General features: G+C 65.2%; 13 protein-coding genes, 4 tRNA genes, 3 rRNA genes and 1 pseudogene. 16 read left to right on the top strand and 5 right to left on the bottom strand.

The window, feature by feature from the left end; genetic code table 11:
• Positions 1 to 88 precede the first annotated feature (88 nt).
• Positions 89 to 580: a YajQ family cyclic di-GMP-binding protein gene (locus BN1187_RS01595; RefSeq protein ID WP_040158160.1), complete on the bottom strand. Its 492-nt coding sequence runs from the start codon at positions 578 to 580 to the stop codon at positions 89 to 91.
• Between the two features lie 104 nt (positions 581 to 684).
• Between BN1187_RS01595 and BN1187_RS01590 the strand changes: the two genes are divergently transcribed.
• A tRNA-Tyr gene (locus BN1187_RS01590) sits at positions 685 to 766 on the top strand.
• Between the two features lie 468 nt (positions 767 to 1,234).
• Here the strand turns inward: BN1187_RS01590 and BN1187_RS01585 are convergent.
• The 3 genes and pseudogenes from BN1187_RS01585 to BN1187_RS14000 form a co-directional block, all read right to left on the bottom strand.
• Complete coding sequence (locus tag BN1187_RS01585; protein ID WP_218184550.1) at positions 1,235 to 2,011, bottom strand: class II glutamine amidotransferase; 777 nt, start codon at positions 2,009 to 2,011, stop codon at positions 1,235 to 1,237.
• Positions 2,012 to 2,056: 45 nt separating this feature from the next.
• On the bottom strand, positions 2,057 to 2,749 hold the full coding sequence (locus BN1187_RS13735; protein ID WP_052462157.1) for a hypothetical protein: 693 nt from the start codon (positions 2,747 to 2,749) through the stop codon (positions 2,057 to 2,059).
• A gap of 172 nt (positions 2,750 to 2,921) precedes the next feature.
• Positions 2,922 to 5,147: pseudogene (locus tag BN1187_RS14000) on the bottom strand (alkaline phosphatase family protein); the annotation flags it as partial.
• Positions 5,148 to 5,386: 239 nt separating this feature from the next.
• Between BN1187_RS14000 and BN1187_RS01570 the strand changes: the two are divergent.
• From BN1187_RS01570 to rpmG, 4 genes are all read left to right on the top strand, one after another.
• Complete coding sequence (locus BN1187_RS01570; protein ID WP_052462156.1) at positions 5,387 to 6,622, top strand: DUF2207 domain-containing protein; 1,236 nt, start codon at positions 5,387 to 5,389, stop codon at positions 6,620 to 6,622.
• A 71-nt stretch (positions 6,623 to 6,693) separates the two neighbouring features.
• Positions 6,694 to 6,765: transfer RNA gene (locus tag BN1187_RS01565), tRNA-Thr, on the top strand.
• A 52-nt stretch (positions 6,766 to 6,817) separates the two neighbouring features.
• Positions 6,818 to 6,890, top strand: a tRNA-Met gene (locus BN1187_RS01560).
• Positions 6,891 to 6,932: 42 nt separating this feature from the next.
• Positions 6,933 to 7,100 carry a 50S ribosomal protein L33 gene (gene rpmG / locus BN1187_RS01555; RefSeq protein ID WP_040158157.1) on the top strand — a complete coding sequence of 56 codons (168 nt, stop codon included), beginning with the start codon at positions 6,933 to 6,935 and terminating at the stop codon, positions 7,098 to 7,100.
• An 89-nt stretch (positions 7,101 to 7,189) separates the two neighbouring features.
• Here rpmG and BN1187_RS01550 read toward each other — a convergent pair whose 3' ends face one another.
• Complete coding sequence (locus BN1187_RS01550; protein WP_218184549.1) at positions 7,190 to 8,398, bottom strand: glycosyltransferase; 1,209 nt, start codon at positions 8,396 to 8,398, stop codon at positions 7,190 to 7,192.
• 87 nt (positions 8,399 to 8,485) lie between these two features.
• On the opposite strand from BN1187_RS01550, the gene BN1187_RS01545 reads away from it, so the two are divergent.
• The 11 genes from BN1187_RS01545 (at position 8,486) to rrf (ending at position 19,607) form a co-directional block, all read left to right on the top strand.
• A complete protein-coding gene (locus tag BN1187_RS01545; RefSeq protein ID WP_040158151.1) occupies positions 8,486 to 8,923 on the top strand; it encodes an FAS1-like dehydratase domain-containing protein in 438 nt (145 codons plus the stop codon).
• Positions 8,920 to 9,336: a MaoC/PaaZ C-terminal domain-containing protein gene (locus tag BN1187_RS01540; protein WP_040158148.1), complete on the top strand. Its 417-nt coding sequence runs from the start codon at positions 8,920 to 8,922 to the stop codon at positions 9,334 to 9,336. Before BN1187_RS01545 ends, BN1187_RS01540 begins: the two co-directional genes overlap by 4 nt.
• Positions 9,329 to 10,408 (top strand): UDP-N-acetylmuramate dehydrogenase, encoded by a 1,080-nt coding sequence (locus BN1187_RS01535; protein WP_040158145.1) that lies wholly within the window; start codon positions 9,329 to 9,331, stop codon positions 10,406 to 10,408. Before BN1187_RS01540 ends, BN1187_RS01535 begins: the two co-directional genes overlap by 8 nt.
• A 111-nt stretch (positions 10,409 to 10,519) precedes the next feature.
• Positions 10,520 to 10,592: transfer RNA gene (locus BN1187_RS01530), tRNA-Trp, on the top strand.
• A 54-nt stretch (positions 10,593 to 10,646) separates the two neighbouring features.
• On the top strand, positions 10,647 to 11,234 hold the full coding sequence (secE, locus tag BN1187_RS14770) for a preprotein translocase subunit SecE (RefSeq protein ID WP_147675041.1): 588 nt from the start codon (positions 10,647 to 10,649) through the stop codon (positions 11,232 to 11,234).
• Between the two features lie 27 nt (positions 11,235 to 11,261).
• Positions 11,262 to 12,095 carry a transcription termination/antitermination protein NusG gene (gene nusG / locus BN1187_RS01520; RefSeq protein WP_040158143.1) on the top strand — a complete coding sequence of 278 codons (834 nt, stop codon included), beginning with the start codon at positions 11,262 to 11,264 and terminating at the stop codon, positions 12,093 to 12,095.
• 111 nt (positions 12,096 to 12,206) lie between these two features.
• Positions 12,207 to 12,632 (top strand): 50S ribosomal protein L11, encoded by a 426-nt coding sequence (gene rplK / locus BN1187_RS01515; RefSeq protein WP_040158140.1) that lies wholly within the window; start codon positions 12,207 to 12,209, stop codon positions 12,630 to 12,632.
• Positions 12,633 to 12,715: 83 nt separating this feature from the next.
• Positions 12,716 to 13,432 (top strand): 50S ribosomal protein L1, encoded by a 717-nt coding sequence (gene rplA / locus BN1187_RS01510; RefSeq protein ID WP_040158137.1) that lies wholly within the window; start codon positions 12,716 to 12,718, stop codon positions 13,430 to 13,432.
• Between the two features lie 917 nt (positions 13,433 to 14,349).
• Positions 14,350 to 15,868, top strand: a 16S ribosomal RNA gene (locus BN1187_RS01505).
• Between the two features lie 385 nt (positions 15,869 to 16,253).
• Positions 16,254 to 19,335, top strand: a 23S ribosomal RNA gene (locus BN1187_RS01500).
• Positions 19,336 to 19,490: 155 nt separating this feature from the next.
• Positions 19,491 to 19,607 (top strand): 5S ribosomal RNA (gene rrf / locus BN1187_RS01495).
• Together the 16S, 23S and 5S rRNA genes form the textbook arrangement of a ribosomal RNA operon.
• Positions 19,608 to 19,652 lie beyond the last annotated feature (45 nt).

The following is a 19,652-nucleotide window of genomic DNA, read 5'->3' as shown; positions in this document are numbered from 1 at the left end:
CCGGAGCCTCGAAGAAGCCCTCGACGTCGCCGTCCCCCTAGCGGTCGTACCCGTAGATCCGCATCTCATCCCCACGCTTTCCGGCAGCTCAGCGGTAGTTGGTGAACTGAACCGCGAAGTCGTAGTCCTGTCCCTTGATCAGCGACTGCACGGCCTGAAGGTCGTCGCGCTTCTTCGACGAGACGCGCAGCTCGTCGCCCTGGATCTGGCACTTCACGCCCTTGGGCCCCTCGTCGCGGACCAGCTTGCTGATCTTCTTCGCGTTCTCCTGGCTGATGCCCTGCTCGATGGACGCGGTGATCTTCCACGTCTTACCCGACAGGCGGGGCTCGCCGACGTCCAGGGACTTCAGCGAGACGCCGCGCTTGATGAGCTTGCCCTGGAAGACGTCCAGGACGGCCTTGACGCGCTCCTCGCCGTTGGCTTCCATCTCGACGACCTCGCCCGACCAGCGGATCGACGCATCGGTGCCCTTGAAGTCGAAGCGCTGACGGACCTCCTTCGCGGCCATGTTGAGGGCGTTGTCGACCTCTTGGTGATCGACCTTGCTGACGACATCGAACGAGTTGTCGGCGGCCATGGGGCGTTCTCCTCAGACTGGGCGGCTCGCGCCGCGGGGTGGACGTCGATTGGGCGCACGGCCCAGAAGTTGCTATTGTAATTTCCCGCTGGCAACGCCAGCACGGCAGGTTGCCCGAGTGGCCAAAGGGAGCGGTCTGTAAAACCGTCGGCACAGCCTACGTAGGTTCGAACCCTACACCTGCCACCCATCGTGGGCCCGGAGAGATCTCCGGGCCCATGTGCTTGTCACGATCCCGACGGTCGGTTTTCGGGACGGCGGCCACTGTCCTCCGCTGCGGCGACCGGCGTCGCCGCTGGATTCCCTCGAAGGGCCTGCTGGCCACGCATTGGCGGACTCCGATTCCGCGCCCCCAGACAGAGGCTTCCCGCACCCCAATCGCGCGTCGGTCCTGTGACCCGGATCGTTCAGGACGCCGTCGCCCGAGCGTCGAGCTGAGTTGGCGATCGGGCCGAGCGCCGTCCTCTTTTGTCACAGAACCGGCACTCGATCGCTGCGGCCATCCCGGGACGCGGGGAACCCCCTTGTCACAGAGCTATGCGGAATCGACCTCTTCATCGAGTGCTCGGTCTGTGACGTCGCGGGGCGGCCACCGGGTGCCGAGGGTCAGGGGAAGCGCCGAGGGCTCAAACACGATCCTCGGCGGAGGGGGGCTCACGCCCCGAGGATGCGCTCCTCGGTCAACGCCAGCGTCCGATTGACGTGGAGCAGCGTCCCGGGCTCCAGCAGGCGCCAGTCATCGGCGTCGAGGGGTTCGCTGGCGACCACCACGCTGGGTACCTCGCCGAGGTGATCGCTGGTCACTCTGGTGCCGGCAGCGCTCTCGTGTCGCAGCGGCGCGTCCGGGCTGCGCCTGTCGAGGACGTAGAGCTCGTGCGTGGCGGGCCAGCGCAGCGCCCACAGGTCCTCGGGGGTGACCAAGACGAAGTTCGCCGACATCACCGGTAGGTTCGAGGCGATCCAGCCCATCGCCGCGGTGATGCCCGCCGCCACGTCGCCTCCCGCGCGGGCGATCTCCGCCGAGGTCAGCGCGAAGACCCGCTCGGAATCGGTGTCGCCAGTCACGCGCTGCAACGCGGCACCCAGGTGGGCCTCCAGCCGCTCGATGTCGCCGACCACGCCGTTGTGGGCGAAGATGCGCCCGTCCAGGGCAAAGGGGTGGGTGTTCGCCTGGGCGACGGGGGTGCCGGACGACTTGCGCACGTGGGCGACGAACGTGGAACTCGTCCGGTCGCGCGCCTCGCGGGCGAAGTCGCGATCGTCGAACCCGGCCAGCGGCTGCTTCTCGATCACGGGATCGCCGGACGCGGAGAACGTGCCCAGACCGGTGCCGTCCGGGTTGGCATGGGACTGCTCCCGCAGGCTGTCCGGCGCGTCCAGCAGCCAGAACGTGGCCCGCACCCGGCGGCTCCCGGCGGAGAGTCCGAACAAGCGGCACATTAGCGTCCTCCCTGGTTGTCGCGGCGGACCTACCGCTCAGTCGGTCTCCGCAACATAGTCCCAGCCGGCCGCGGCGACCGAGCCGGACGGGTAGAAACGCAGCAGGCCCTCGCCGCTGGGGACGGTGGCGCTCAGGCGCGTGCGCACGGTCTGCCCCGGGGCGATCGTGCGGGGCAGCGCCGGGTCGGCCGTGCACCGATGCACGGTGCCGAGATGGTCGAGCACGTCGAACGAGGCGTCGGCCAAGTCCAAGCGCGCCGTCGCCTTGGAGAAGGTGACCGTGAAGGTGGCTTGTACCTGCTCGGCGCCGACCTTGGTCCCGGCGGGGACGGACGGGCCGTCCACCTCAACCGTGACGGCACCCCTGCCGCTGGACACGATCACAGGCGATCCGGGGTACGACAACGCCGGACGGGAAGTCGATCCGCGGGCGGGACCTTGGGCGGTCGCGCTCGGCAGGAAGGTCGGCATCGGTCCCAGGCCGGCGTCCGCGGGCGTGACGGACGCGGTGCCGGCCCCGGACGCCGTGGCGCCGCCACGGGGATCAGGGGAGGGGGTGCCGGACGCGGCAGCTTCGACGGTGGGGGCCGCGGTCGGCACGGCGCTCGACGCGGCTCCGCCGGCGCAGCCGCTCAGCGTGACTGCCGCGAGGAGGCCGGAGCCGAGGGCCAGGAGCCATCGCATCGGGAGCGCCGGTCGGTCGGCGGTGCGGGAACGGGGCAGGCTCATGGGTTCAATTCTCCAGGCAGGTGACTGATGGCGGGGTGGTGTCGGACGCGGCTCCGTGATCCGGAGGGGGCGTCCGACAGCCGGACGCCGACCGGCCACGGGGATCCCGGGCCGACCGGCGTCCGGCCGAATCGTTAGGCGGACTCGTGCAGATCAGGCGAGCTCACCGATGGTGGTGGTGCCGGCTCGGCCGGGCGTTGGTGAACACGTCCGTGCCGAACGGGGTCAGCCCACGCTGGGCGGCGAAGCCGAGGTGTCCGTCGCCGTCGAGGCCGCCGCTGACGGTGCCGGCCGTGAGGGCCCCCGTCCCTCGCCCGTTGCTGACCTGGAAGATGTCCTCCATGGTGCGCAGCCACGAGTAATGGTTGTAGGCGGTCGTCGACACGGTGCCGGGCTTGATCAGCGGCGAGATGAGCACCGATCCGGTGATGCCGCCGCCCGGGGTCGCGGTCCGGGCGCCGAAGGTCGACAGCGGGGTCTGTCCCGCGGCCAGGTGTCCGGGGACCCCGGTAGCAGACAGGTTGACGCTCGTGACAACGCCCGTGGTCTTCACGGTCTTGCCGGCGGAGTTGACCAGCGTGAACGAGCCGTTCGACACCGGATCGCTGGCCTGGGCGACCATGTTGGGGCCGGAGTTGGTGACCGGGCCGACGAAGGAGCCGGCCGGGATCCCGGCGCCGGTGACCGCGCGGCCCTGATCGGCGACCGTCACGGACGCCGCAACCGTGCTCGAGCCGCTCGTCGCGTTCGCCTTGATGGTCTTGGTGCCCGAGTAACCGTAGTCAGCGCCGGTGTTCTTGGCGCCGGCCACGCAGTTGCTCTTGTCGGCGTTGACCAGGGCGCCGTCTTGCTCGCAGGACGGCGGCCGGGTGATGTAGCCGTTGTTGCCCGGTCCGGGGAACAGCTGGTTGCCCTTCGCGTCGGTCGCGAGGGTCGAGTTGGGGCCGGTCGGCTCCCAGTTCACCCGGCGCCCGTTGATCGTCTGGCCCGCGAGGTCGGCCTTGAGGTAGTTCTTGGCCATCGGCCCGGCCTTCGGGAACGTGCCCGCGGGGTACGAGCGGTAGCCGCGCTTGAAATCCTTGGCGCTGGGATTGCGGTAGCGGTAGAGCTCGTTCTTGCGGGCCGCCTTCGCCACCGGCGTCGAGTCGGTCGCGTTGCTGAAGCTCATGTTGTGGAAGGGCGGGTTCGCCTCGTCGAAGGTGATGTCGATGAGGCCGCCGTCCTTGAACGCCGCGGACCGCTCGATGAGCGGGATGTAGTAGCGCAGCCACAGATCGGACGCGTACAGGCCGCCGGTGTGGTTCTTCGGGGGCGTGTTCAGCGGCTTGGAGTAGTCCGGGTTGCCCTTGTCGTCGAACAGCCCGGAGAGGTTGTTGCCCTTGCAGGTGGCGTCGTGCGCGTCCGAGCAGTTGTTCGGGGTGATCCAGTTGAACGCCGGGACCTGGTTCGCGGGCTTCTTAAGGTCCGTGAGCAGGCCGTGCGACGGGTCGTCGAGGTTGGCGATGTGCTGGGCGTCGGTGTCCGTCCCGCCGCCGGCCGGCGTGGTCAGGGCGTCCTTGCCGGTGTTGTCGTCGCCGATGATCGAGTGGAACCACGGGAACGGGAAGTGCTTGGCGACGTACTGGTCGTCCGGCTGCGCCCCCGTGAAGGACGTGATCCCCGCCGCCTTGTCAGCGGCGGTGGGCGTCATGTTCTTCGGGTTGTGGGTGGGATCGTTGGCCCGGGTTCCGGGGGCACCACCGAGGCCGTCTTCGCGCCCGGGATGGTTCCACAGGTCCTGTGCGTAGCCCTTCCAGCTGACGCCCGCGGCGTCGAACTGGTTGAACAGCGTGGCCACGTGCTTGGGATAAGTGCATCCGTTCTTGCCGTCGGGGGCATTGGCCCCCGCGGGGGAGAGCAGCTGCCCGAAATTGTCGGTGCGGCCGCCCCAGCGTCCGGTGTGCGCCGTGATGATGTTGCTGTTGGTCCCGAGGTCGGTGTTGGCGACGTCGCAGTCCTCTTGGAGGTCGTACGACGGGGACTGGCCGGAGACCAGCGAGGTGTAGTTGTCCTGGCTGTAGTGGCCGGTGCCGTAGTAGTCCTTCAACAGCGCGCCCTGCGCAGGCAGGGTCTTCCATAGGTAGCTGTTCTGGTTGAGCCCGGTGAACGTCGAGTCGTACGACTTGTTCTCCAGGATGATCAGCCACACGTGCTTGATCTGGCCGGGACGAAGGCCGGTGGTCGTGATGGTGCGCGACGAAGGTCCACGGTGATGATCCGGGCGATCCTGCTGGTTCCGGGAGTTGGCACTCGCCGGGGCGGAGGACGTGCCCGCGAGGGCGGGGAGGCAGGCCATACCAGTGGCCAATACGCTGACGGCCGCGACGGAAACGGCGCGGGCGACTCGATGTGTTCGCATGGCGATTGGTCTACGCCCGATTCTCAGAATCGCTCAACGGCACTTTCATAGACGCACGATGAACAGAGGGCGAACGCGGGCGTGACCCTCTGGCAAGGGCGGTCGGGCGCGACGACTCCTGAGAACGCCCGCCGGCGTGCAGAGCCCCGCGTGCCGGCCCGCGGGCGTCGCTCGATCGCTGGGACGGCCGAGCGCGCGTTCGGAGCCCGGCCTCTCTGCCCGTCCGGCAGGATGGGGGCATGACCTCCACAGACCTCGGGTTCCTCACCATCGGCGTGCTGGCGCTCCTGCTCGTCATTGTGGCGCGGGCCGTGGCCCGCCAATTCCACCGCGACCAGATCTTCGCCGACGTGCCGCCGGGCGTGATCCCGGCGGACGCCGAGCATGCCCGGCGCGAACGCGTCCGCGGTGGGCAGGAGTACGACGGGGAGGTCGCGGTCGCGTTCGCTCCTCCCCGGGGCGTCCGGCCGGCGCTGGTCGGCACGGTCGTCGACGGGATCGTGGAGTCGCGCGACCTGACGGCCATGCTCGTCGACCTGGCGGTCCGCGGGCACCTGCACATCACCGCCGTCCCCGCGGACGAGAAGCCGAACCCGGCCCTGAAGAAGTTCGCGCGGCGTCCGGTGGAGGAACAGCCCAAGGTCGACTGGCGGCTCGAGCTCAGCTCCGACGTCGTCTACGACGAGCTGGACGCGATGGAGTCCCGCCTGCTGAACGGCCTCTTCCCGCCCGGGATCACCGAGGTGCGCATGACGCAGCTCGACTACGCGGCCTTGCAGGCCCTGCGCGAGACCCAGGTCGACCTCTACCGCGAGGCCGTGAAGCGGCACTGGTACCGACGACACCCCCAGCAGAAGAACGCCGGCCCGGGCTGCGTGTTCGTGGGGCTCGGCATCCTCTTCGGCGTGCTCTGCGTCGTGGCCCACCCAGCCTGGAGCGGCGTCGCGGCCGGCGTGATGGTGGCCGCGGCGGGCATCCTGCTCACCCGAGCCCTGCGGGGACGCACCGCCCGGACGGCCGAGGGCACCGCCGTCCGCGTCCAGGCGCTGGGCTTCAAGAAGTACCTGGCCACCGCCGAGTCCGACCAGTTCAAGTTCGAGGAGGCGGCCGGCATCTTCAGCCGCTACCTTCCCTACGCCATGGTCTTCGGGGTGGCCGATCATTGGGCCAAGACGTTCGGCACGCTGGCCCGCCGGGCCAACGACCTGCCTGGCCAGGACGTCTCGTTCGACCTCACTTGGTTCGACGTCGCCGCATTGCAGGGACTCGACTTCGCGACCGACCTGCTCTGGCTGGACGCCCTCGACGGGTCCTTCGACCTGTTCGACGGCGAGATGTTCGCCGCGTTCGGCGGGGACGCGGTCGAGGGGCTCTCGGCGTTCGCCACGTCCCTGGGCGACTTCATGGGCAGCCTCGACTTCATGGACGGCCTCGGCGACGGCTGCGGCGACTTCGACGGCTGCGGTGACCTCTGAGCTGGGTTGCCCGGCGCCCTCTGGAGGATTTGGGCCGACCCGCGCGGCTCGTGTATGTTAGTGCGTCGCTGGCCCCGATAGCTCAGTGGTAGAGCGCGTCCTTGGTAAGGACGAGGTCTGCGGTTCAAATCCGCATCGGGGCTCGGGTCCCAGAACCTCCGGAACATTCGTGACCCCGGTGGTGTTGAGGCCTAGGGCGGGATAGCTCAGACGGTAGAGCAAGCGGCTCATAATCGCTGTGTCACGGGTTCAAGTCCCGTTCCCGCTACCCAGAGTCGAAGGTATCGAGTGCGAGAGAGGGGGCCCTAGCATGGCTAAGAGGTCTGAAATTCGTCCCAAGATCACGTTGGCGTGCACCGAGTGCAAAGAGCGCAACTACATCACCAAGAAGAACAAGCGCAACAACCCCGATCGCATGGAGTTGAAGAAGTTCTGCCCGCGTTGTCACACGCACACCGCGCACCGCGAGACGCGCTGATTTTTCGTTTCCGCACAGGGCTGTCCCTCGAAGGGGCAGCCCTGTGTTGCGTCCGGGGCTGGCCGAGCCCCGGACGTTGTCGCCGTCGGTTACCGGTCGACGAGCGTCAGGTACAGCTCGGAGAGCCGGCGCGCGGCGTCGTTCCAGGTGAAGCGTCGGGCGTGCACCCGCGCGACGGTGCCCATCCGGGCGCGCAGTTCGTCGTCGGCCAGCATCCGGGAGAGGCCGGACGCCCAGGCGGAGGGTTGCCGCGTCTTCATCAGCAGCCCGGTCTCCTCGTCCACGACGACCTCGCGCAGGCCGCCCGCGGCGGAGGAGATCACCGGTACCCCGGACGCCGCCGCCTCCAGCGCGACCAGTCCGAACGTCTCCGAGTGCGACGGCACCATGAACACCTCGCAGTGCCGCATCAGCCGGGCGAGTTGCTCGCGCGGCTGCCCGCCGACGAACGTCACCGATCCCGTCAGGCCGAGGGTGTCGATCATGCGGTCGAGGTCGGCGCGGTAGGCCTTGAAGTCCTCGGAGATGTCGCCTGCGATCACCAGGTGCGGACGCAGCCGGCGCGACACGGCCGCGATCGAAGCGATCGCCAGGTCGGGACCTTTCAGCGGCTGCAACCGCGCGGCGAACAGGGCGTAACCGTTGGGGTGCTGCGCCCACGCCTCGTCGGGCCGCGCCTCTGTCGGCGACGCCGGGCGGAACACCTCGCTGTCCACCCCGGGGGTCGTCACGAACACTCGTCGCGGATCGGCGCCGCAGCGCTCGATGACCGTGCGGGCCTCGGCGGTGCTGACGGCGACGATCGCGTCCGAAAGGCGTGCGGTCATCGCCTCGCCGGGGACGCGCGCGGGCGACTCCGGCGGCTCCCCGTCGCCGAGGGGAGAGCCGGGCAGCGCCGCGACGGAGTGGTAGCTCTGCACGTGTGGAACGCCCCAGGTGTGCGCCACCTCCAGCGCCGAGACACCCGACATCCAGTGGTGCGAGTGCACCAGATCCGGTGGCTCGAGCCGGCTCAGCTCCTCGGCGAAGTCGGCGCAGTAGGCGTCGATCGCGCTCTTGGCGAGCGGACGCGCGGGCCCGGCGTCCAGGTGCCGCAGCGTGACGCCGGGGGCGAGCTCCATCACGTCGGGGGAGTCGGGGTTCGCGCGCCGCGTGATCAGCTCGACGCTGTGGCCCATGGCGGCCAGGGCCATCGCCTGCTGGCTCTCGACGACGTTCATCCCGCCGGCGTCGCCCGCACCGGGCTGATCGGCGGGGGACGTGTGCATGGACACGAACGCGAGGCGGAGTTTGCGCACGCGCAGACACTACCCTGCGGCGTCGTTCGGGCTGCGGTCGCCCGAGTCCCTCGCGACCGGCGGGTGCCGCTGCACTAGCCTGTTTCCATGCCGATCAGTGAAGCCCACGTGGGCCGGACGTATCCGCCCACCCAGCCGTACACGGTCACGGGCGTGAAGATCGCCGAGTTCGCCCGCGCGCTCGGCGACGACAACGCCGCCTACGCCGGGGGGACGCCGCAGGCGCCGCCGACGTTCGCCGCCGTCCTCGCGGCGGACGCCTGGGGCCCGCTGTTCGCGGACGAGGAGCTCGACCTGCGCCTCGACCAGACGCTGCACACCGACCAGAAGTTCGCCTGGCACCGTCCGCTCCGGGCGGGCGACGACGTCACCGCGACGCTGACGATCGACAAGGTGCGCACGCGCGCCAACACCGCGTTCGTGACGATCTCGGTGCTGTTGGCGACGACGGCGGGGGAGAGCCTCTGCACCGCCTCGTCGACGTTGCTGCACACCTGGCCGGTCGAGAACGAGGAGGAAGCGTGAGCGACGCGATCGACGCCGAGGTGGGCACGGAGTTGCCTGGCCTGGCCGTCCACCTGACCCGCGAGACCCTCGTGCGCTACGCAGGCGCCTCGGGGGACTTCAACCCGATCCACTACTCCGATTTCTACGCCGGACGCCTGGGCCTCGGCAGCGTCATCGCCCACGGCATGCTGACGATGGGGACGGCTCTGCGCCTCGTCACCGACTGGGCCGGCGACCCGGAGCGCGTGCAGAGCTACGGCGTCCGGTTCACCAAGCCGGTTCCCGTCCCGGACGACACCGACGGGGCGCTCGTCGAATTCGCCGGCTCCGTCACGAGGCTCGCCGACGGCGTCGCTACCGTGAGCATCCAGGCGACCTGCGACGGGGTGAAGGTGCTCGGCTCCGCGACCGCCGAGGTCCGCGTTGACTGAGCTGCTGGCCGATCACACCACCTTCCGCGTCGGCGGCCCCGTCCGTGCCTGGGTCGATGCCACCACCACCGAGGAACTCGTCCACGCGGTCCGTTCCGCCGACGAACGCGGCGAGCCCGTGCTGGTGCTTTCGGGCGGGTCGAACATCCTGGCGTCCGACGACGGCTTCGAGGGAACGGTCGTCCACGTCGCCACCCGCGGCCTGAGCGTGGACGGCTCCTTCTGCGAGTTCGACGCGGACGCCGGCACCGCCGCCAACCCCGCCCCCGCGGCCTGCGGCGGAATGCTCGCCGAGGTGCAGGCGGGGGAGAGCTGGGACCGATTCGTCGAGTACGCCGTGCGGCACGAACTGGTCGGCATCGAGGCGCTGTCCGGCATCCCAGGACTGGTCGGCTCGACGCCCATCCAGAACGTCGGCGCCTACGGCCAGGAGGTCGCTCAGACCATCTGGTCGGTCCGCACCTGGGACCGCGCCGAGGGCGCCTACCGCACCTTCGCCAACGCGGACTGCCACTTCTCCTACCGCATGTCGCGGTTCAAGGCGGACCCCGGGCGCTACGTCGTCCTGAGCGTCACGTTCCAACTGGCCCAGGGGACGCGGTCGGCGCCGCTGCGCTACGGCGAGCTCGCCCGCCGCCTCGGCGTCGGGGACGGCGGCCGCGCGCCGCTGGGGGACGTGCGCCGCACCGTCCTCGAGCTGCGCCGGGGCAAGGGCATGGTGCTCGACCCCGCCGACCACGACACGTGGAGCGCCGGCTCGTTCTTCACCAACCCGCTGCTGACGGCCGAGGCCGCCGCGACCCTGCCCGAGGAGGCCCCGCGCTTCCCGCAGCCGGACGGACTGGTGAAGTCGAGTGCCGCCTGGCTCATCGACCACGCCGGCTTCGGCAAGGGCTTCGGGGAGCCGCCGGCGACGCTGTCGACCAAGCACACCCTCGCGTTGACCAACCGTGGGGGTGCGAAGGCCGCCGACATCGTGGCGCTGGCCCGCCGCGTCCGCGACGGCGTCCGGGACGCGTACGGCGTCGAGCTCGTCCCAGAGCCGGTGTTCTTGGGGGTGTCGCTCGACTGAGCAGGACGCCCCGCCGGGTCCCGGTTCGACTCAGCCCCGCAAACGCAATACACTCCTTGTCTTGGCGGCCTAAGCGCCGGACGTCTGCGCGACGCTCCCGTGGGTCGCCGGAGGGCAATAGCTCAATTGGCAGAGCAGCGGTCTCCAAAACCGCAGGTTGGGGGTTCAAGTCCCTCTTGCCCTGCTGAGTCGGCACGTAGGCTGGCCTCAGCGATCAATCGAAGCGAAGGACGTGGCAGTGGCGGAACGAGCGAACGGTCAAGGCCGACGCGACGAGTCCTCGCCAACCCCCGACGAGCTTCGGGCTGAGCACGTGGGCGACGACGGTCTCGCCGGCGAGGATCTGGCCGAGCCGATGGCTGGGGACGCGCCCTCCTACGAGGTGGTCGACGACGAGGCCGAGGAACTGACCGATGCCGAGGCGCCTGCCGGGCAGGGTGCGACCGCGGCCAGTTTGGTCGAGGCCGGCGACGCCGAACCCGACGCCGTCGTGATCGACGACCCGGAGCAACTCGCTCAGGCGGAGTCCGCCGCGGCCATGGCGCGCAACTCGCGCCCGCGCCGACGCGTTGCCGCCGAGACCGCCGACACGGTCCCCGTCGCCACCAAGCCTGGCCGCTCCGGCAAGGCGGTGGTCAAGAAGCGCACGACGCCCGCCCAGTTCGTCAACGAGTCCGTCGGCGAGTTGAAGAAGGTCATCTGGCCCTCCGGCGCCGAGGTGCGTCAGTACTTCGTGGTGGTGCTGGTGTTCGTGTTGTTCATCATCGCCTACGTGGGTCTGCTCGACCTCGGTCTCGGCGCCGCGCTGCTGAGGCTCTTCGGCTAAGTCGATTCTGGATAACGGAGAAGGTTTGTGACCCAAGACAATGAGACTCCTCGCGATGAGGAGAACGACGACTTCGAGATCGACCTCGGCGTGGCCGAGGCAGATGAGGCCGCGTCCGACGACCTCGACCTGAACCTGGACTTCGGCGACGAAGAGACCACCGTCGGCGAGGACGAAATGCTCGCCAACCTCGGTGGCGTGGACTCCGACGAGGACGAAGAGGCGCCGGCCGACGAGGGCGACAACTCCGCCGAGGAGGAGGCCGCCCTTGAGGAACTGCGGCAGCGCCTGAACGGCGAGCCCGGCGACTGGTATGTGGTGCACACCTACTCCGGCATGGAGAACAGGGTCAAGCAGAACCTGGACAACCGGGTGAAGACCCTCGGCATGGACGACTACATCTACGAAGCGGTCGTCCCCACCGAGGACGTCGTCGAGGTGCGCAACGGCGCCCGCAAGACGGTCACCCGCACGGTCCTGCCCGGCTACGTCCTGGTCCGCATGGAGATGACGGACGAGTCGTGGGCCGCCGTTCGGCACACGCCGTCGGTCACCGGCTTCGTCGCGCACGCCAGCTCGCCGGTCCCGCTCTCGCTGGACGAGGTCGAGCGCATGCTGGCGCCGTCCGTGATCGCGAAGGTCGCCGCCCAGTCGAGCGGCACGTCGCAGCGGAAGAAGAAGGTGGAGGTGGCTGACTTCAACGTCGGCGACTCCGTCATGGTGGTGCAGGGCCCGTTCTCCGGCGTCCACGCCACGATCACCGAGATCAATGCGAACAGCCAGCGGCTCAAGGCCCTGGTCGAGATCCTGGGGCGGGAAACCCCCGTGGATCTCACGTTCTCCCAGGTTCAGAAGGGCTGACGCCCGCACTATCCTGGAGTGTTGTTCGCAGCGGCCCGGCCTCGTGCCGGGCCACCGCATTGATAGAGGAGGGGCGACCCGGCCCCTCAACGAGAAAGCAAGGACCCAGTTATGCCTCCCAAGAAGAAGGTAGCGGCGCTCGTCAAGGTTGCCTTGAACGCGGGCGCGGCGACTCCTGCACCTCCCGTCGGTACCGCTCTCGGTCCGCACGGCGTCAACATCATGGAATTCTGCAAGCAGTACAACGCTAAGACAGAAGCCATGCGCGGCAACGTCATCCCCGTCGAGATCACCATCTACGAGGACCGGACGTTCACCTTCATCACGAAGACGCCGCCGGCCGCCGAGCTGATCAAGAAGGCCGCGGGCCTGCCCAAGGGTGCCGCCAAGCCGCAGGAGAAGGTCGGGAAGATCACCAAGGATCAGGTGCGCGAGATCGCCACCACCAAGATGCCCGACCTGAACGCCAACGACGTCGAAGCCGCCATGAAGATCGTCGAGGGCACCGCCCGCTCGATGGGCATCGACGTTCAGTAGCTCACGCGTCCCGCACCCGGGACGTCCCGTGGCAGGGCCAGCGCGGCCCGCACCACACCTGGTCAGATGAAAGGAAACCAGTCATGAAGCGCAGCAAGGCTTATCGCGCCGCCGACGAGAAGATCGACGAAGCGAAGCAGTACTCCCCGGCCGAGGCCCTGAGCCTGGTCAAGCAGAACGCGTCGGCGAAGTTCGACGAGACGGTCGAGGTCGCGATGCGCCTCGGCGTCGATCCGCGCAAGGCGGATCAGATGGTCCGCGGCACCGTGAACCTCCCGCACGGCACTGGCAAGACGGCTCGGGTCCTCGTCTTCGCCACCGGCGAGCGGGCTCAGCAGGCGAAGGACGCCGGCGCCGATGAGGTCGGCGCGGACGAGCTCGTGGAGAAGGTCCAAGGTGGCTACCTGGACTTCGACGCGGTCGTCGCCACCCCGGACATGATGGGCAAGGTCGGACGCCTCGGTCGCGTCCTCGGCCCGCGTGGGCTCATGCCCAACCCGAAGACCGGCACCGTCACCATGGACGTCGCGAAGGCCGTCAGCGACATCAAGGGCGGCAAGATCGAGTTCCGTGTCGACCGGCACAGCAACCTCCACTTCATCGTGGGCAAGGCCTCGTTCGACGAGAAGGCGCTTCTCGAGAACTACGGCGCCGCGATGGACGAGGTCGCTCGCCTGAAGCCGTCCGCAGCCAAGGGTCGGTACGTGCGCAAGATCACCGTCTCGTCGACGATGGGCCCCGGGGTCCTCATCGACGTGGCGAAGAGCCGGCCCGGAAAGGAAGAGACGCCGGGCGCCTGACGCGTCTGTCCCCAACGCAGCAAACCCGGAGCCCCGCACCACGTGTGCGGGGCTCTGTTGCGTGCTCAGCGGCGAGGGTAGGTCATCACCATCCCGCACCCCGTCAGCGAGTTCCGGCCGCCACGGGTGAGCGCGAGGTGGCTCGCGCTCACCGTGTGAGGCGAACCCAGCGCAACAGCGCCGCGACCGCCAAGCTGTGCGATCCTCGCGAGGGCCGCGTGAGCGGCTCGCCCGCATCCGCCGGCCCATCGCACGTCGCCCAGATCCGCCATCTCAACCTCACCGCCCGCTCGATGCCGGGCGACTTCCCTCCTCGGGGGGGCGCCCCAGCGCGTTCACGCAGCCGCGCCGTTTCAGTACGGGATGCGCCGCCTCGGCAGGGGTGGCCGCCTCTTGCTCGATCCGGAATGAGCCTGGCGCGACCGCACGCTGACGTCCGCTTTGCAGACCGGCTCAGCGCGGTGTAGAGTCAGGATTCCCTTCGGGCGCTGCTCGAGGGGCGCCTCCAGGGCAACGACCTGATCGTCCAGCACGATTTGGACTTCGCGATCAGGTCGGGTAATGTTCTCTGAGGCGCAAGCCACTGGGACTCCCGCTGGAAGAGCACGTCACGCGCTCACCAGATCGACCTCCTCATCAAGAGAATGATCGATTTGACAGGGTGGGTCCCGGAAAGTAAAGTAAATCGAGTTGCCCCAAGCGGTAGGAATTAGTTCCTCGGCTTCGTGTGCTTCGGAAGTTTGAGAACTCAACAGCGTGTCTATAAGTCAATGCCATTTTTTTGCACAGACTGTTTGTCAGTTTGTGTGTTGCCTCGTGCCTGGCTTTTGGGTTGGGTTACAGGTTTCTTTGAGTGATTGATTAGTGATTGATGCCAGTTTTTCTGGTTTTTTGTCATGGTCTTGCTCTTTGTTTTTTCGATGGAGAGTTTGATCCTGGCTCAGGACGAACGCTGGCGGCGTGCTTAACACATGCAAGTCGAACGATGAAGGACTCTTCGGGGTTTGGATTAGTGGCGAACGGGTGAGTAACACGTGAGTAACCTGCCCTTCACTTTGGGATAACCGCCGGAAACGGTGGCTAATACCGGATATGACCTGTTGCCGCATGGTGGTGGGTTGAAAGATTTTTTGGTGGGGGATGGGCTCGCGGCCTATCAGCTTGTTGGTGCGGTGATGGCGTACCAAGGCTTCGACGGGTAGCCGGCCTGAGAGGGCGACCGGCCACACTGGGACTGAGATACGGCCCAGACTCCTACGGGAGGCAGCAGTGGGGAATATTGCACAATGGGCGGAAGCCTGATGCAGCAACGCCGCGTGCGGGATGACGGCCTTCGGGTTGTAAACCGCTTTCGCCGGGGACGAAGCTTTTGTGACGGTACCTGGTAAAGAAGCACCGGCTAACTACGTGCCAGCAGCCGCGGTGATACGTAGGGTGCGAGCGTTGTCCGGATTTATTGGGCGTAAAGAGCTCGTAGGTGGTTTGTCGCGTCGGATGTGAAAACACGGGGCTTAACTCTGTGCTTGCTTTCGATACGGGCAGACTTGAGGAAGGTAGGGGAGAACGGAATTCCTGGTGGAGCGGTGGAATGCGCAGATATCAGGAGGAACACCGGTGGCGAAGGCGGTTCTCTGGACCTTTCCTGACGCTGAGGAGCGAAAGCGTGGGGAGCAAACAGGCTTAGATACCCTGGTAGTCCACGCCGTAAACGGTGGGCACTAGGTGTGGGGGACTTCCACGTTCTCCGTGCCGTAGCTAACGCATTAAGTGCCCCGCCTGGGGAGTACGGCCGCAAGGCTAAAACTCAAAGGAATTGACGGGGGCCCGCACAAGCGGCGGAGCATGCGGATTAATTCGATGCAACGCGAAGAACCTTACCTGGGTTTGACATATGCCGGAAGCAGCCAGAGATGGTTGTGCCTTTTTGGCCGGTTTACAGGTGGTGCATGGCTGTCGTCAGCTCGTGTCGTGAGATGTTGGGTTAAGTCCCGCAACGAGCGCAACCCTCGTCCTATGTTGCCAGCGGTTCGGCCGGGAACTCATAGGAGACTGCCGGGGTCAACTCGGAGGAAGGTGGGGATGACGTCAAGTCATCATGCCCCTTATGTCCAGGGCTTCACGCATGCTACAATGGCTGGTACAGAGGGTTGCGATGCCGTGAGGTGGAGCGAATCCCTTAAAGCCAGTCTCAGTTCGGATTGGGGTCTGCAACTCGACCCCATGAAGTCGGAGTCGCTAGTAATCGCAGATCAGCAACGCTGCGGTGAATACGTTCCCGGGCCTTGTACACACCGCCCGTCAAGTCATGAAAGTCGGTAACACCCGAAGCCGGTGGCCTAACCCTTGTGGGGGGAGCCGTCGAAGGTGGGATCGGTAATTAGGACTAAGTCGTAACAAGGTAGCCGTACCGGAAGGTGCGGCTGGATCACCTCCTTTCTAAGGAGCCCTTTTTGATCGCCACGCATCCTTGTGGGTGGGTGGTGGTTAGTTTGCACTCTTGGTTCCACCGTTGTGTGTGGGCGGGGTGGGGGTTTGTTTTTGTGGAGGCATTGATGATGCAGGCTTGTGTTTGTTGTTGGCGCGTCTAGTACTGCCGGCCCTTGTGGGGTGGGTGTGGAACGGGTGGCCGGTGGCGGCATGGGTTTGTGGGGCACGTTGTTGGGTTTTGAGGCTTCCGCAGCCGTTGGTTGTGGTTGTTTCTGTGGCGGATCTTCGCTGGCTGGCCTAAGGGTTGGTCGGGTTGGTTTGTGTGTTGTTTGAGAATTGTATAGTGGACGCGAGCATCTTTTGTAGTTTTTTGTCTGTGTTGGATGTTTTTTGGTGACAAGCTACTAAGGGCGATCGGTGGATGCCTTGGCATCAAGAGCCGATGAAGGACGTTGTAACCTGCGATAAGCCACGGGGAGTTGGTAAACGAGCTGTGATCCGTGGATGTCCGAATAGGGAAACCTCGAAGGTAACCGGAGTTGTGTCCGGCGACCCCTGTCTGAATGTATAGGGCAGTGGGAGGGAACGTGGGGAAGTGAAACATCTCAGTACCCATAGGAGAAGAAAACAACCGTGATTCCGTGAGTAGTGGCGAGCGAAAGCGGAGGAGGCTAAACCGCGCGTGTGTGAGAGCTGACAGGTGTTGCATGTGTGGTGTTGTGGGGCCGTTCGTGGTCGGGCTGTTGACCGGCCGGGGAGTGATAAAACTGCGTCGAAGTTGAACTGTCTGGAATGGCAGACCAGAGTGGGTGATAGTCCCGTAGGCGTATGGTGTGGTCTTCCTTGGATGGACCCCAAGTAGTACGGAACCCCTGAAATTCCGTGTGAATCTGGCGGGACCACCCGCTAAGCCTAAATACTCCTTGATGACCGATAGTGCACGAGTACCGTGAGGGAAAGGTGAAAAGTACCCCGGGAGGGGAGTGAAATAGTACCTGAAACCGGTCGCCTACAATCCGTCGGAGCCTTGCGGGGTGACGGCGTGCCTTTTGAAGAATGAGCCTGCGAGTTAGTGGTGTGTGGCGAGGTTAACCCGTGTGGGGGAGCCGTAGCGAAAGCGAGTCCGAATAGGGCGGTTGAGTCGCGCACTCTAGACCCGAAGCGAAGTGATCTATCCATGGCCAGGGTGAAGCGACGGTAAGACGTCGTGGAGGCCCGAACCCACTTGGGTTGAAAACCGAGGGGATGAGCTGTGGATAGGGGTGAAAGGCCAATCAAACTTCGTGATAGCTGGTTCTCCCCGAAATGCATTTAGGTGCAGCGTCGCCTGTTTCTTGCCGGAGGTAGAGCACTGGATGGTCTAGGGGGCTTAACAGCTTACCGAAATCAGCCAAACTCCGAATGCCGGTAAGGTTGAGGGCGGCAGTGAGACTGTGGGGGATAAGCTTCATAGTCGAGAGGGAAACAGCCCAGATCATCAGCTAAGGCCCCTAAGTGGTTACTAAGTGGAAAAGGATGTGGAGTTGCGAAGACAACCAGGAGGTTGGCTTGGAAGCAGCCATCCTTGAAAGAGTGCGTAATAGCTCACTGGTCAAGTGATTCTGCGCCGACAATGTAGCGGGGCTCAAGTAATCCGCCGAAGCTGTGGCGCCGCACGTTATGTGTGGTGGGTAGGGGAGCGTCGTGTGTGCGGTGAAGCGGTGGGGTGACCCGATCGTGGAGTTCACACGAGTGAGAATGCAGGCATGAGTAGCGAATGACGGGTGAGAAACCCGTCCGCCGAATATCCAAGGGTTCCAGGGTCAAGCTAATCTTCCCTGGGTAAGTCGGGACCTAAGGCGAGGCCGACAGGCGTAGTCGATGGACAACCAGTTGATATTCTGGTACCGGCGAAACAACGATCCTGCCGAGGCGAGTGAGACTAAGCATGCGAGTCTGTCGGATCCTTCGGGTGATGGCGGGTGAGTCTGTGACCTGATCTTGTAGTAGGCAAGCTGCGGAGGGACGCAGGAAGGTAGCCCATCCCGGGCGATGGTTGTCCCGGGCTAAGAGTGTAGGACGGCGTGTAGGTAAATCCGTGCGCTGTGTGTCTGAGACTTGATGGCACTGCACACGTGTGTGTGGTGTGGGTGATCCTATGCTGCCGAGAAAAGCTTCGTGAGCGAGTTGTGAGCCGCCCGTACCCTAAACCGACACAGGTGGATTGGTAGAGAATACCGAGGCGATCGAGAGAATCGTGGTGAAGGAACTCGGCAAAATACCCCCGTAACTTCGGGATAAGGGGGACCTGATCCGTGACAGCCCTTTGCGGTTGGTAGCGGTGATGGTCGCAGAGACCAGGCCCAAGCGACTGTTTACTAAAAACACAGGTCCGTGCGAAGTTGTAAGACGATGTATACGGACTGACTCCTGCCCGGTGCTGGAAGGTTAAGGGGAACTGTTAGCGTGAGCGAAGCGGTGAACTTAAGCCCCAGTAAACGGCGGTGGTAACTATAACCATCCTAAGGTAGCGAAATTCCTTGTCGGGTAAGTTCCGACCTGCACGAATGGAGTAACGATTTGGGCGCTGTCTCCACCACGAACTCGGCGAAATTGCATTACGAGTAAAGATGCTCGTTACGCGCAGCAGGACGGAAAGACCCCGGGACCTTTACTATAGTTTGGTATTGGTGTTCGGTACAGCTTGTGTAGGATAGGTGGGAGACTGTGAAGCGGTCACGCTAGTGGTTGTGGAGTCATCGTTGAAATACCACTCTGGTTGTTCTGGATATCTAACTTCGGGCCATGATCTGGTTCAGGGACAGTGCCTGATGGGTAGTTTGACTGGGGCGGTCGCCTCCTAAAAGGTAACGGAGGCGCCCAAAGGTTCCCTCAGCCTGGTTGGCAATCAGGTGTTGAGTGTAAGTGCACAAGGGAGCTTGACTGTGAGACTGACAGGTCGAGCAGGGACGAAAGTCGGGACTAGTGATCTGACGGTGGCATGTGGAAGCGCCGTCACTCAACGGATAAAAGGTACCCCGGGGATAACAGGCTGATCTTGCCCGAGCGTCCATAGCGACGGCATGGTTTGGCACCTCGATGTCGGCTCGTCGCATCCTGGGGCTGGAGTCGGTCCCAAGGGTTGGGCTGTTCGCCCATTAAAGCGGCACGCGAGCTGGGTTTAGAACGTCGTGAGACAGTTCGGTCCCTATCCGCTGCGCGCGTAAGAGTCTTGAGAAGTGCTGTCCTTAGTACGAGAGGACCGGGACGGACTAACCTCTGGTGTGCCAGTTGTACCGCCAGGTGCACGGCTGGTTGGCTACGTTGGGAAGTGATAACCGCTGAAAGCATCTAAGCGGGAAGCACGCTTCAAGATGAGGACTCTCACAACATTTTGTTGGTAAGGCCCCCGGGAGACGACCGGGTTGATAGGACAGATGTGGAAGCACAGTAATGTGTGGAGCTGACTGTTACTAATAGGCCGAGGGCTTGTCACACCACCAAAAACATGTCTTGACGCAGATGATTGCTGCAAGATGTTTCGCGTCCGCTATACGATTCCCAGACAACACACCACCCCGGTCCGGGGTGGCCGGAGTGTCTGTGATGTTCCCCCCACCCGGCGGGTGGGGATTGATAAATGAATAGTCGTTTCGGTGATAATGGCGAAAGGGAAACGCCCGGCCCCATTCCGAACCCGGAAGCTAAGCCTTTCAGCGCCGATGGTACTGCACACGCTGGTGTGTGGGAGAGTAGGTCATCGCCGGACACACAACAACAGTCCCCCGTAACAACCGTTACGGGGGACAGTTGC

Source organism: Nigerium massiliense, assembly GCF_000826085.1.
GTDB lineage: Bacteria > Actinomycetota > Actinomycetes > Propionibacteriales > Propionibacteriaceae > Propioniciclava > Propioniciclava massiliense.
This window is presented reverse-complemented; position numbering and strand designations above follow the sequence as displayed.

Excerpts from the sequence above, each read along its gene's own strand:
- BN1187_RS01595 (WP_040158160.1), bottom strand. The coding sequence starts at position 580 with ATGGCCGCCGACAACTCGTTCGATGTCGTCAGCAAGGTCGATCACCAA.
- BN1187_RS13735 (WP_052462157.1), bottom strand. The coding sequence starts at position 2,749 with ATGAGCCTGCCCCGTTCCCGCACCGCCGACCGACCGGCGCTCCCGATG.
- BN1187_RS01570 (WP_052462156.1), top strand. The coding sequence starts at position 5,387 with ATGACCTCCACAGACCTCGGGTTCCTCACCATCGGCGTGCTGGCGCTC.
- rpmG (WP_040158157.1), top strand. The coding sequence starts at position 6,933 with ATGGCTAAGAGGTCTGAAATTCGTCCCAAGATCACGTTGGCGTGCACC.
- BN1187_RS01545 (WP_040158151.1), top strand. The coding sequence starts at position 8,486 with ATGCCGATCAGTGAAGCCCACGTGGGCCGGACGTATCCGCCCACCCAG.
- rplK (WP_040158140.1), top strand. The coding sequence starts at position 12,207 with ATGCCTCCCAAGAAGAAGGTAGCGGCGCTCGTCAAGGTTGCCTTGAAC.
- rplA (WP_040158137.1), top strand. The coding sequence starts at position 12,716 with ATGAAGCGCAGCAAGGCTTATCGCGCCGCCGACGAGAAGATCGACGAA.